Annotated in this window: 10 protein-coding genes; 8 read left to right on the top strand and 2 right to left on the bottom strand. The window is 63.3% G+C overall.

Annotated features, from left to right (window positions below):
* Positions 1-255: 255 nt before the first annotated feature.
* The 8 genes from DMX12_RS20850 (at position 256) to DMX12_RS20815 (ending at position 10,544) form a co-directional block, all read left to right on the top strand.
* Complete coding sequence (locus tag DMX12_RS20850; protein ID WP_047150239.1) at positions 256-1,764, top strand: sigma-54-dependent transcriptional regulator; 1,509 nt, start codon at positions 256-258, stop codon at positions 1,762-1,764.
* A gap of 166 nt (positions 1,765-1,930) precedes the next feature.
* Positions 1,931-3,136: a sodium/glutamate symporter gene (gltS, locus tag DMX12_RS20845; RefSeq protein ID WP_110679338.1), complete on the top strand. Its 1,206-nt coding sequence runs from the start codon at positions 1,931-1,933 to the stop codon at positions 3,134-3,136.
* A 327-nt stretch (positions 3,137-3,463) separates the two neighbouring features.
* Entirely contained in the window at positions 3,464-3,847 is a 384-nt protein-coding gene (gene gcvH, locus DMX12_RS20840; RefSeq protein ID WP_009687031.1) for a glycine cleavage system protein GcvH, read from the top strand.
* Between the two features lie 10 nt (positions 3,848-3,857).
* Positions 3,858-6,713, top strand: a complete 2,856-nt coding sequence (gcvP, locus tag DMX12_RS20835; RefSeq protein WP_110679337.1) for an aminomethyl-transferring glycine dehydrogenase — start codon at positions 3,858-3,860, stop codon at positions 6,711-6,713.
* A gap of 156 nt (positions 6,714-6,869) precedes the next feature.
* Positions 6,870-8,246, top strand: a complete 1,377-nt coding sequence (locus tag DMX12_RS20830) for an L-serine ammonia-lyase (protein ID WP_110679336.1) — start codon at positions 6,870-6,872, stop codon at positions 8,244-8,246.
* Between the two features lie 27 nt (positions 8,247-8,273).
* Positions 8,274-9,395, top strand: a complete 1,122-nt coding sequence (gcvT, locus tag DMX12_RS20825; protein WP_110679335.1) for a glycine cleavage system aminomethyltransferase GcvT — start codon at positions 8,274-8,276, stop codon at positions 9,393-9,395.
* A 359-nt stretch (positions 9,396-9,754) separates the two neighbouring features.
* On the top strand, positions 9,755-9,967 hold the full coding sequence (locus DMX12_RS20820) for a cold-shock protein (protein ID WP_110679334.1): 213 nt from the start codon (positions 9,755-9,757) through the stop codon (positions 9,965-9,967).
* Between the two features lie 88 nt (positions 9,968-10,055).
* Complete coding sequence (locus DMX12_RS20815) at positions 10,056-10,544, top strand: RDD family protein (RefSeq protein WP_009687037.1); 489 nt, start codon at positions 10,056-10,058, stop codon at positions 10,542-10,544.
* Positions 10,545-10,751: 207 nt separating this feature from the next.
* On the opposite strand, the gene lptG is transcribed toward DMX12_RS20815, so the two are convergent.
* Positions 10,752-11,813 carry an LPS export ABC transporter permease LptG gene (lptG, locus tag DMX12_RS20810; protein WP_029886777.1) on the bottom strand — a complete coding sequence of 354 codons (1,062 nt, stop codon included), beginning with the start codon at positions 11,811-11,813 and terminating at the stop codon, positions 10,752-10,754.
* Positions 11,806-12,921, bottom strand: coding sequence for an LPS export ABC transporter permease LptF (gene lptF, locus DMX12_RS20805; protein WP_029886778.1), 1,116 nt, complete (start codon positions 12,919-12,921; stop codon positions 11,806-11,808). Before lptF ends, lptG begins: the two co-directional genes overlap by 8 nt.
* Positions 12,922-12,960: the final 39 nt, after the last annotated feature.

Genomic DNA, 12,960 nt, shown 5'->3' with positions numbered 1-12,960 from the left:
CGGAAGTGCTTCTTCAGCCTGACGAGAATAACTTCTCCCGCCAGGCCAGTCACAACATACAAGGAGCGAGCGCAGCTCGCGATGCGCCGCGCGGGCGGCGCTCGATCTCACAGGCGCTGCATATCTTGTGACAAACACCTATCAGCCCTGACGCGATCCCTGTGGGAGCTGGCTTGCCTGCGATGGGCCGCAAGGCGGCCCCGGCGATGTTGAGGCATACTACCGCCCTCCCCGGCCACCACCCTCTACGTTCCCATGCGCATCCACGTCAGCTTCATCGACCGCGTCGGCATCACTCAGGAAGTGCTAGCCCTGCTCGGTGCCCGCAACCTCAACCTGGACGCCGTGGAGATGGTCCCGCCGAACGTCTACATCGACGCCCCGACGCTCAGCCCCGCGGTGCTCGAAGAGCTGCACGACGCACTGTTCGAAGTGCACGGGGTACAGTCGGTGGACGTGGTCGACATCCTTCCCGGGCAACGTCGGCACCTGCAACTGGATGCGTTGCTGGCAGCGATGAGCGACCCGGTCCTGGCCGTGGACAGCGCCGGCAAGGTGTTGCTGGCCAACCCGGCGCTGATCGAGCTGTGCGGCCGCGAATCGGCCGGGCGCTCGGTGGGCGAGCTGTTCGGCGACGCCGGGCTGCTGCAGGCGCTGCTGGACAACAACTTCCACCTGCCCATGCGCGAGATGCAACTGAACGGCCACAGCCTGCTGCTCGATGCCATGCCCATTACCAACGCCGGTGGCCTGCTGACGCTTTACCCGCCATCGCGCATGGGCGAACGCCTGTCGGCCCTGCACCACGACCACGCCGAGGGCTTCGACGCCCTGCTGGGCGAGTCACCGGCCATCCGTACCCTCAAGGCACGCGCCATGCGCGTTGCCGCACTCGATGCGCCGCTGCTGGTGCATGGCGAAACCGGCACCGGCAAAGAGCTGGTGGCCCGCGCCTGCCATGCCATCAGCAGCCGCCAGGCGGCACCGTTCCTGGCGCTGAACTGCGCCGCCCTGCCCGAGAGCCTGGCCGAGAGCGAGCTGTTCGGCTACGCCCCCGGCGCCTTCACCGGCGCGCAACGCGGCGGCAAGCCGGGGCTCATGGAGCTGGCCAACCAGGGCACGGTGTTTCTGGATGAGATCGGCGAAATGTCACCGTACCTGCAGGCCAAGCTGCTGCGCTTCCTCAGTGACGGCAGCTTCCGCCGGGTGGGCGGCGACCGCGAAGTGAAGGTCGATGTGCGCATCATCAGCGCCACCCACCGCGACCTGGAGCGCATGGTGGCCGAAGGCAGCTTCCGCGAAGACCTGTTCTACCGCCTGAATGTGCTCAACCTGCAGGTACCGCCCCTACGCGACCGCGGCCAGGACATCCTGATGCTGGCGCACTTCTTCATGCAGCAGGCCTGCACGCAGATCCAGCGCCCAGCCTGCCGGTTGACCCCGGCCACCCATTCGGCGCTGCTGGCCAACCCGTGGCCGGGCAACGTGCGCCAACTGCAGAACGTGATTTTCCGTGCGGCGGCCATCTGCGAAAGCAACCTGGTGGACATCGGTGACCTGGACATCGCCGGCACCTCGGTGGCGCGCGGGCAAGATGGCGAAGTGGCCAGCCTGGAGCAAGCCGTGGGCGATTTCGAGCGTGAGCTGCTGCAACGTCTGTACGCCAGCTACCCCTCCACCCGGCAACTGGCTGCGCGCTTGCACACTTCGCACACCGCCATTGCCCAGCGCCTGCGTAAATATGGAATACCCGGCAAAGGCTGATAGTCGTTGCAATAACCCGGTAGTTGTTCAGACCTTTCCTACGCGAGTGAAAGATACTCTCCCACATATGCCTCGTAGAATGATGACGGTGTATTGCCACTTGTCATCCCACTGATCCGCCCAAGTGCGGAGCGTGGTTCGCTACTGGATATAACGAGAGCACCTGATGTTTGAACTCGATTTTTACGGGACACTTGTAGCCGCCTCTCTCGTCCTGTTATTGGGGCGCGGGCTGGTTGCACGGATTGGTTTGTTGCGCGTCTACAATATTCCGGAACCCGTTGCCGGTGGCCTGGTCGTCGCCTTTGCCCTGCTGGCGTTGCGCAGTTTCGATGTGCAGGTGCAGTTCGATACCTCACTGCAAACACCCTTGATGCTGGCCTTCTTCGCCACCATCGGCTTGAGCGCAGACTTTGCCAGCCTGAAAAAAGGCGGCCGTGTGGTGGTGATCTTCCTGCTGGTGGTCACCAGCCTGTTGCTGGTGCAGAACGCCATGGGCATCGGCCTGGCCTCGGCATTGGGGCTGGACCCATTGATGGGCCTGCTGGCCGGTTCGATCACCCTGTCCGGCGGCCACGGCACCGGCGCCGCCTGGGGCGCCACGTTCAGCGAAAAGTTCGGCCTGGCCTCGGCTGCGGAACTGGCGATGGCCTCGGCCACCTTCGGGCTGGTGCTGGGCGGCCTGATCGGCGGGCCGGTTGCCCGGCTGCTGATCAAGCGGGTGAAAACGCCGGGGGCCGATGAGGAACTGCCGCAACTGCCCCAGGGTTTCGAGCGGCCTGACAAAGAGCGCCTGATAACATCGTTTTCATTTGTAGAAACACTGGCGCTGATTGCGGTAAGCCTGCTTGCCGGTTCTTTGCTCAATGGCGCACTCAAAGGAACTGCATTCGAACTGCCGACGTTTGTGTGTGTGCTGTTCGTGGGTGTATTGCTGCGCAATGGGCTATCCGCATTCGGCTTCTACCGTGTGTTCGAACGGGAAGTTTCGGTACTGGGCAATGTCAGCTTGTCGCTGTTCCTGGCCATTGCCTTGATGTCGCTCAAACTATGGGACCTGGCAGCCCTGGCCTTGCCGTTCTTCGCATTATTGGCCGCACAGACACTGGTCATGGCGCTGTTCGCAATTTTCGTGACGTTCCGGGTCATGGGTCGTAATTACGATGCAGCCGTATTGGCTGCCGGCCATTGCGGATTTGGCCTGGGGGCCACGCCCACTGCCATTGCCAACATGCAGGCAGTGACCCAGCGCTACGGCGCTTCGAACATTGCCTTTCTGGTGGTGCCCATGGTGGGGGCGTTCTTCATCGACATCATCAATGTCATCGTGATCAAACTCTATCTGGCACTGCCGCTGTTCATGGCAGGTTGATGCCCTTTACCGTACCTGTGGCGTCGCCCGACTATGGGGTTGGCAGTAACCTGCCAAACAGGCGCCGCTGCACTGTAACGCTTTGATTACAACGTATCGAAAACGCTACATCGGTGTACGCATGCGGTTATACAAGGGTTTGATAGAGAAACGCTTTTTCAACCCGCGTGCAATGTAGCGTTTTCGTTCCAACGCCAAAAATCGAGCGTCTCAATAAAAATTTAACTTATTGTTTTATAAGCCTTTTTTGAAATTGGCCGCATTATTGCTATGGGAATCCCGACCCAAGAGCGCGGGCACACCGCGCCCAACGCCCGAGGATTCCGCATGAGCGAGTTGCGTTTCACCGAAGATCACGAATGGCTGCGCGTCGAAGCCGATGGCAGTGTCACCGTGGGCATCACCGCCTTCGCCCAGAACGCCCTTGGCGATGTGGTGTTCGTGCAACTGCCCGAGTTGCAGCAGTACGAGAAAGGCAGCGAAGCATCCACCGTCGAGTCGGTGAAAGCTGCCAGCGGCGTGTACATGCCCTTGACCGGCGAGGTGGTTGCAGTCAACGCACAGCTCGACTCAAGCCCGGAGCTGGTCAACGAAGACCCCATGGGCGAAGGCTGGTTCTTCCGCTTCACCCCGGCCAACATCAGCGAAGTCAGCGCCCTGCTCGACCAGGACGCCTATGACCGCCTGATCAAAGCCAACGCTGAAGCCTGAGGACTGCGCCATGACCATCAACCTCAGCACTGCCAACGAATTCATCGCCCGACACATCGGCCCGCGCACCGCCGACGAGCAGGCCATGCTCGCCGCCCTCGGTTTCGAATCGCTGGACGCCATGACCGCGGCGGTCATCCCCGACAGCATCAAGGGCACCAGCGTGCTCGGCGCGCACGACGGCCAGAGTGAAGCCGACGCGCTGGCAGCACTCAAGGCCATCGCCGGCAAGAACCAGCTGTTCAAGAGCTTCATCGGCCAGGGCTACTACAACACCCACACCCCGGCCCCCATCCTGCGCAACCTGCTGGAAAACCCGGCGTGGTACACCGCCTACACGCCCTACCAGCCGGAAATCTCCCAGGGCCGCCTGGAAGCGTTGCTGAACTTCCAGACCCTGATCAGCGATCTCACCGGCCTGCCGATCGCCAACGCTTCGCTGCTCGACGAAGCGACCGCCGCAGCCGAGGCCATGACCTTCTGCAAGCGCCTGTCGAAGAACAAGACCAGCCACAGCTTCTTCGCGTCGGTGCACTGCCACCCGCAAACCCTGGACGTGCTGCGCACCCGCGCCGAGCCGTTGGGCATCGACGTGGTGGTCGGCGACGAACGCGAGCTGGGCGATGCCAGTGCCTTCTTCGGCGCGCTGCTGCAATACCCGGCCAGCAATGGCGAGGTGTTCGACTACCGGGAAGTGGTGCAGCGCTTCCATGCTGCCAACGCGCTGGTCGCCGTGGCAGCCGACCTGCTGGCCCTGACCCTGCTGACCCCACCGGGTGAGTTCGATGCCGACGTGGCCATCGGTAGCGCCCAGCGCTTTGGCGTGCCCCTGGGCTTCGGCGGCCCACACGCGGCCTACTTCGCCACCCGTGACGCCTTCAAGCGCGACATGCCAGGCCGGCTGGTCGGCGTGTCGATCGATCGCTTCGGCAAGACCGCGCTGCGCCTGGCCATGCAAACCCGCGAGCAGCACATCCGCCGCGAGAAGGCCACCAGCAACATTTGCACCGCCCAGGTGCTGCTGGCCAATATCGCCAGCATGTACGCCGTGTACCACGGCCCGGCCGGCCTCAAGCGCATCGCCGAGCGCACCCATGCGCTGACCGCGGTTCTGGCAGCCGGCCTGAACCGCCTGGGTTTGCAAGTGGTCGGTGCAACAACCTTCGACACCTTGACCCTGGCCACCGGCACCGCCACTGCCAGCCTGCATGAGCAGGCCCGCGCCCAAGGTATCAACCTGCGCCAGGTCGACGTCGCCCACCTGGGCCTGTCGCTGGACGAAACCAGCACCCAGGCTGACGTGCAGGCCCTGTGGCAACTGTTCGCCGGCAACCAGCCCCTGCCAGACTTCGCCGCGCTGGCTGCCAGCACCGGTTCGCTGCTGCCCGCGGCCCTGCTGCGCCAGTCGGCCATCCTCGAACACCCGGTATTCAACCGCTACCACAGCGAAACCGAACTGATGCGCTACCTGCGCCGCCTGGCCGACAAGGACCTGGCGCTGGACCGCAGCATGATCCCGCTGGGCTCCTGCACCATGAAGCTGAACGCAGCCAGCGAAATGATCCCGGTGACCTGGGCCGAGTTCGGCAACCTGCACCCCTTTGCGCCGGCCGAGCAAAGCCAGGGCTACCTGCAGATGACCACCGAGCTGGAAGCAATGTTGTGCGCTGCTACCGGCTATGATGCCGTGTCGCTGCAGCCCAACGCCGGCTCGCAGGGCGAGTACGCCGGGTTGCTGGCCATACGTGCCTACCACCGCAGCCGTGGCGAAAGCCACCGCGACATCTGCCTGATCCCCTCGTCGGCCCACGGCACCAACCCCGCTACCGCCAACATGGCCGGCATGCGTGTGGTGGTTACCGCCTGTGACGCCCGCGGCAACGTCGATGTCGAGGACCTGCGCGCCAAAGCCATCGAACACCGCGAGCGCCTGGCCGCGATCATGATCACCTACCCATCGACCCACGGCGTGTTCGAAGAAGCGATCGGCGAAATCTGCGCGATCATTCACGACAACGGTGGCCAGGTGTACATCGACGGCGCCAACATGAACGCCATGGTCGGCCTGTGCGCGCCGGGCAAGTTCGGCGGCGACGTGTCGCACCTGAACCTGCACAAGACCTTCTGCATTCCGCACGGTGGCGGCGGCCCGGGGGTGGGTCCGATTGGCGTCAAGTCGCACCTGGCGCCGTTCCTGCCCGGCCATGCGCAGTTGCAAAACACCCAGGGTGCGGTGTGCGCCGCGCCGTTCGGCAGCGCCAGCATTCTGCCGATCACCTGGATGTACATCCGCATGATGGGCGGTGCCGGCCTCAAGCGTGCGTCGCAGATGGCGATCCTCAACGCCAACTACATCGCCCGCCGCCTGGAAGAGCACTATCCTGTCCTGTATAGCGGCGGCAATGGCCTGGTGGCACACGAATGCATCCTCGACCTGCGCCCACTGAAGGACACCAGCGGCATCAGCGTCGACGACGTGGCCAAGCGCCTGATCGACTTCGGCTTCCACGCCCCGACCATGTCCTTCCCGGTGGCCGGCACGCTGATGATCGAACCGACCGAAAGCGAGTCCAAGGAAGAACTGGACCGCTTCTGCAACGCCATGATCCAGATCCGCGCAGAAATCCGCGCGGTCGAGGACGGTAGCCTGGACAAAGACGACAACCCGCTGAAAAACGCCCCGCATACCGCGGCCGAGCTGGTTGGCGAATGGGCCCACGGTTACAGCCGCGAGCAGGCGGTGTACCCGCTGCCTGGGCTGGTGGAAGGCAAGTACTGGCCACCGGTCGGCCGCGTCGACAACGTATTCGGCGACCGTAACCTGGTGTGCGCCTGCCCGTCGATCGAGAGCTATCAGGACGCCTGATCCGGCTCGCCGGCTCCCACAAGGGCTCCACTGCCTGCAAGGGTTGTGCTGCACCTGTTAGAAGCCTGCTCTCACGGGAACGTCGTACCTGTGGGCGCTGGCTTGCCGGCGATCGAGTGCGCAGCACTCGCCTTTTCTTTCTGGAGGGAACGAGCAATGGCTTTGAGCGTCTTCGACCTGTTCAAGATCGGCATCGGCCCCTCCAGTTCCCACACCGTCGGCCCGATGCGCGCCGCTGCGCGGTTTGCCGAAGGGCTGCGCCGTGATGGCCTGCTGGCCAAAACGGCCAGCGTCAAGGCCGAGCTGTATGGCTCACTGGGGGCCACCGGCAAAGGCCACGGCAGTGACAAGGCCGTGTTGCTCGGCCTTGAAGGCGAACAGCCGGACACCCTCGATACCGACAGCATCCCCGCCCGCCTGCAGGCCATCCGCAGCAGTGGCAAGCTCAAGCTGCTGGGCGAGCACACCATTGCCTTCAATGAAAAGCAGCACCTGACAATGATCCGCAAGCCACTGGACTACCACCCCAACGGCATGATCTTCCGCGCATTCGACAACGCCGGCCTTCAAATCCGCAGCCGCGAGTACTACTCGGTGGGCGGCGGCTTCGTGGTTGACGAAGCCGCCGCCGGCCACGACCGCATTGTCGAGGACAGCACCGCCCTGGCCTACCCGTTCACCACCGCCAAACAGCTGCTCGGCCACTGCACCACGCACAACCTGGCGGTCAGCCAGGTAATGCTGGCCAATGAGCAGGCCTGGCGCCCCGAGGCAGAAACCCGCGCCGGGCTGCTGCGCATCTGGCAAGTGATGCAGGACTGCGTCGAAGCCGGCTGCCAGCATGAGGGCATTCTACCGGGTGGGCTCAAGGTCAGGCGCCGGGCACCGGCACTTTACCGCCAGCTCAGCCGGCACCCGGAGGCCAGCCTGCGCGATGCCCTGTCGGTACTGGACTGGGTGAACCTGTATGCGCTGGCTGTGAACGAGGAAAACGCCTATGGCGGGCGGGTGGTCACCGCGCCCACCAATGGCGCCGCCGGTATCGTCCCCGCGGTGCTGCACTACTACATGCGCTTCGTGCCCGGTGCCAGCGAAGACGGGGTGGTGCGTTTTCTGCTCACGGCTGCGGCCATCGGCATCCTGTACAAGGAAAACGCCTCGATCTCCGGTGCCGAGGTGGGCTGCCAGGGCGAAGTCGGGGTGGCCTGCTCGATGGCTGCCGGGGCGCTGTGCGAGGTGATGGGCGGCAGTGTGCAGCAAGTGGAGAACGCCGCCGAAATCGGCATGGAACACAACCTGGGGCTGACCTGCGACCCCATTGGCGGGCTGGTCCAGGTGCCCTGCATCGAGCGCAACGCCATGGGCTCGGTAAAGGCGATCAATGCGGTGCGCATGGCCTTGCGCGGCGACGGGCAGCACCACGTATCGCTCGACAAGGTCATCCGCACCATGCGCCAGACCGGCGCCGACATGAAAAGCAAATACAAAGAGACCGCCCGTGGCGGCCTGGCCGTCAACATCATCGAGTGTTGACCCACTAACGAAAGCAAGGAGTCACCGATGTCCGAAACACTGCTCAAGACCCCACTGCATGCCTTGCACCTGGAGCTGGGGGCGCGCATGGTGCCGTTCGCGGGCTATGACATGCCGGTGCAGTACCCGCTGGGCGTCCTCAAGGAGCACCTGCATACCCGTGAACAGGCCGGCCTGTTCGATGTGTCGCACATGGGCCAGATCATCCTGCACGGTGCCAACGCTGCCAAAGCCCTTGAAAGCCTGGTGCCGGTAGACATCATCGACCTGCCGGTGGGGATGCAGCGCTATGCCATGTTCACCAATGCCCAAGGCGGTATGCTTGATGACCTGATGGTTGCCAACCTGGGCAACGACAAGCTGTTCCTGGTGGTCAACGCGGCCTGCAAGGCGCAGGACCTGGCTCACCTGCAAACGCACATCGGCAGCGACTGCGACGTGCAGCCGCTGTTCGAGGCGCGGGCGCTGCTGGCCCTCCAGGGCCCGGCGGCAGCGAATGTACTCGCGCGCCTGGCACCGGAAGTGGCGAGCATGACCTTCATGCAGTTGCGCGCGGTAAACCTGCTGGGCGAAGACTGCTTCGTCAGTCGCTCGGGCTACACCGGCGAAGATGGCTACGAGATCTCGGTGCCGGCCGGCGCCGCCGAAGCCTTGGCCCGCCGCCTACTGGCCGAACCGGAAGTACAGCCGATCGGGCTGGGTGCCCGTGATTCGCTGCGCCTGGAAGCCGGCCTGTGCCTGTATGGCCACGACATGAACAGCGAAACCACCCCAGTCGAGGCCAGTTTGCTGTGGGCGATTTCCAAGGTGCGCCGCGCCGACGGCCAGCGTGCGGGTGGGTTCCCGGGCGCCGAAGCCATCTACACCCAGCAGCGCGACGGTGTGGCACGCAAACGTGTCGGTCTGTTGCCGCAAGAGCGCACGCCCGTACGCGAAGGCGCGGACATTGTCGATGCCAACGATAAACCGGTCGGCAAAGTGTGCAGTGGCGGTTTTGGCCCAACACTTGGGGCGCCCGTTGCAATGGGTTATATCGATAGCGAACATGCGGCAATCAACACCGCGCTATTTGCCGTGGTGCGTGGCAAGAAGGTGGCCTTGAAAGTGAGCAAAATGCCTTTCGTGGCGCAACGTTACTACCGTGGGTGAATCGGCTTTGTGAAGGTGGCGGGCAGGCGTGGCATATTCGTTTCCGAAACCTGCCCGGTAACTTTTGAACATGGCGCCAGGCCAGCCACCATGCCGTTTGCACGACGGTGATCGGTGCGTGAAAAAAGGCCCGTTTTTCCGCGTGGCCGAGGGCTTGTTTTTCGCTCGGGAGTTGGCGTAGAGTCATTCCACTGTGTTTGCATGGGTCGCAATAGTTCGTGACCTGGGCCAGTAGCCAAGCGTTGCTACAACCCGTTCGACGTCTCTTACTTTCCTGCAACCCAGCCCAGTAATCTTTCGCTTACACAACGTGCGAAAGTAACTGTCATCAAAATTCGAGCTCCATAGGAAATAAGACAATGGCTGAACGTCAGAACGGTACCGTCAAGTGGTTCAATGACGAAAAAGGTTACGGTTTCATCACCCCAGAAAGCGGTCCGGATCTGTTCGTGCACTTCCGCGCAATCGAAGGCAACGGCTTCAAGAGCCTGAAAGAAGGCCAAAAGGTCACTTTCGAGGCCGTGCAGGGCCAGAAAGGCATGCAAGCGGACAAAGTCCAGATTGCAGACTAAGCCGAACCCGACTGCAAAAGCCCCTGCCAAGTGCAGGGGCTTTTTTTTGCCCGTAGAATAGCGGCTTCGTCTTCTGGAGCTGTTTTGCATGTCCAAGCCTTTGCTCACACCCCAGGGTGATTTTCCGCCGGTCGGCCTGGGCCGACGCCTGGCGGCGATGTTCTACGACTTCCTGTTGTGCACCGCGCTGCTGATCGTGACCGCTGGGGCCTACAAGATGATCCAGATGGCGATCATTGGCGAAGCCCGCATGCGCGAGCTGACCGAGGCAGGCGCACTGGACGGCGACCCGTTGCTGTCCACGGTGCTGCTGTTCGCCTTGTTCGGCTTTTTCGCCAAGTTCTGGACCCACGGCGGGCAGACGCTGGGCATGCAGGTGTGGGGCGTGCGGGTACAGAACGCAGATGGTTCGGCGATCAGCCTGTGGCAGGCACTGCTGCGCTTTGTGGTGTCGATCGCGTCGTGGTTGTGCCTGGGGCTGGGTTTCTTCTGGGTGCTGATCGACAAACGCAAGCGGGGCTGGCATGACATCTATTCCGAAAGCCAGCTGGTGCGTGTGCCGAAACAGAAGAAATAGAAAGGCCCGGCCCCAATGAAAAAGCCGACCTAGGGTTAATGCCTGTCAGTTAAGTAATTTGGGGCCGCTTTGCGACCCTTCGCGGGCACGCCCGCTCCCACAGGGGATCGCGCAGCGCCAAGCGTGTAGGAGCGGGCGTGCCCGCGAAGGGCTGCAAAGCAGCCCCAGTAACGCTTAACAGACAAGCATTATCTCCAGCTCAAGCCATTACCCCGCCCGGCGCAGCAACCACACACCGGCCAGGGCACAAATGCCCGCCGGGATGACCACCGCCAGCAAGGGCGGGAAGCCGAACACCTGGCTCGAAGGCCCGAGCAGGTCCTGGCCGATGCGGAAAACGAAGCCCACCAGCACGCCGGTGAACACCCGCTGGCCCAAGGTCACCGAGCGCAGCGGGCCGAAGATGAACGAAATGGCCATCAACACCAGTGCCGCAGTCACCATCGGCTGCAGGACCTTGGTCCAGAACGCCAGCCAGTAACGGGCGTTGTTCAGGCCCTGGTCCGACAGGTAGTGGATGTAATCCCACAGGCCGGTGATCGACAGCGACTCCGGCGCCAGAATCACGGTGTTCAGCAGTTGCGGGGTCAGCGACACGTCCCAGCGCTCGGTGGGGGCCTTCACCACCTCGGTGTGGTCCCCGCGGAAGAAGGTCGTGCTGACGTCGCTGAGCAACCAGTGATCGTCGGTGTACTGGGCACGCCGGGCAAAGCTCGACGTCTGGATCTTGCGCTCGCTGTCGAAGCGGTAGCGGGTCACGCCCAGCAACAGGCCGTTGGGCTGTACGGCGTTGATGTGCACGAACTCCTCGCCCTGGCGATGCCACATGCCACGCTTGGAGCTCTGCGCCTCGCCCCCACCCTGGGCCAGCGAGCGGTCAGCCTGGGCCTTGTTCTCGGTGACCGGTGCCACGTATTCGCCAATCAGCAGGCCGACCAGCATCAGCACCAGCATGGGCTTCATCACCGCCCAGACGATACGCCCGATGGACACACCGGCCGCACGCATGATGGTCAGTTCGCTGCTGCTGGCCAGGCTACCCAGGCCAATCAGGCAGCCGATCAGCGCAGCCATGGGCAGCATTTCGTACAGCCGCCGTGGCGCGGTGAGCAAGACGTAGTAACCGGCTTGCATCACCGTGTAGGTGTCGCTCAGGTCGCCCATCTCATCGATGAACGCGAACAACGAGGCCAGGCCGAGGATGATCCCCAGCACTGCCAGGATGGCCAGCAGCACGCTCTGGCCGATGTAGCGGTCGAGCTTAGCCATGGGCCACCTCCGCACGGCGGGCGGCACGCTTGAGGCGCAATGGCTCCCAGTACATCAGGCCAAGGCCGATGAGCAGGAACAGCCCGTGGACCCACCACATGCCCAGGGCAATCGGCAACTTGCCCTTCTCCAGGGCGCCGCGTACGGAAATCAGCATTGTCAGGTAGGCCATGTACAGAAGAATCGCCGGCAGCAACTTGAGGAAGCGGCCCTGGCGCGGGTTGACCCGCGACAGCGGCACCGCCAGCAGGGTCACCACGAAGACCAGGATCGGCAATGACAGCCGCCATTGCAGTTCGGCGCGTTCGCGCAGGTCGGTCTTGCCGAACAGGTCGAGGGTCGGAATGGCCTCGCGCTCGGTCACTTCCTCGGCCACTTCCGGCTTGGGCAGCAACACGCCATAGGTGTCGTACTTGATGGCCCGGTAGTCGGCCTGGCCGGGGTTACCGTCGTAGCGGTAGCCGTTTTCCAGCACCAGGTAACGGTTGCCATCGGCCTGGATCTCCTGGTGGCCCTTTTCCGCCACCAGCACCGACGGCGCACGGTCCTTGGTCTTGTCCTGATTGAAGCGTTTTTCGGAGATGAACACGCCACCGAGCTTGACGCGGTCGTCCGACAGTTGCTCGGTGTAGGTGACCCGCGAGCCATCACGCAGCATCTGGAAACGGCCTGGCACCAAGGTATCGAACTCGGTCAGGGTGTCCTGCTGGGCGATGATCTGCTGCACCTGGGCCACGCCCAGTGGCGCCAGGCTAAGGCTCAGCCAGGCCACCAGCAGCGCCACCAGTGCGGCCGGCGCCATGGTCATGCCCAGCAGGCGCTGCTGGCTCATGCCAGTGGCCGAGAGCACGGTCATTTCGCTTTCCAGGTACAGGCGGCCGTACGCCAGCAGAATGCCGAGGAACAGCCCCAAGGGCAGGATCAGCTGCAGGAAACCCGGCAGGCGGAAGCCCATGATCAGGAACAATACGCCCGGGTCGAGCACGCCCTGGGCGGCCTGGGCCAGGTACTTGATGAAGCGCCCACTCATGATGATCACCAGCAGCACGGCGCTGACGGCGCTCAAGGTCACCAGGACCTCGCGGGACAGATAACGAAAGACGATCAAACCAGACACTCCTGGGTTGTCAGGGCGGACTGCCATGCA

This window comes from Pseudomonas sp. MB-090624, assembly GCF_003205245.1.
Taxonomy (GTDB): Bacteria; Pseudomonadota; Gammaproteobacteria; order Pseudomonadales; family Pseudomonadaceae; genus Aquipseudomonas; species Aquipseudomonas juntendi.
Note: the sequence above shows the minus strand (reverse complement) of the source record. Positions and strands in the feature narration are given on the sequence as shown.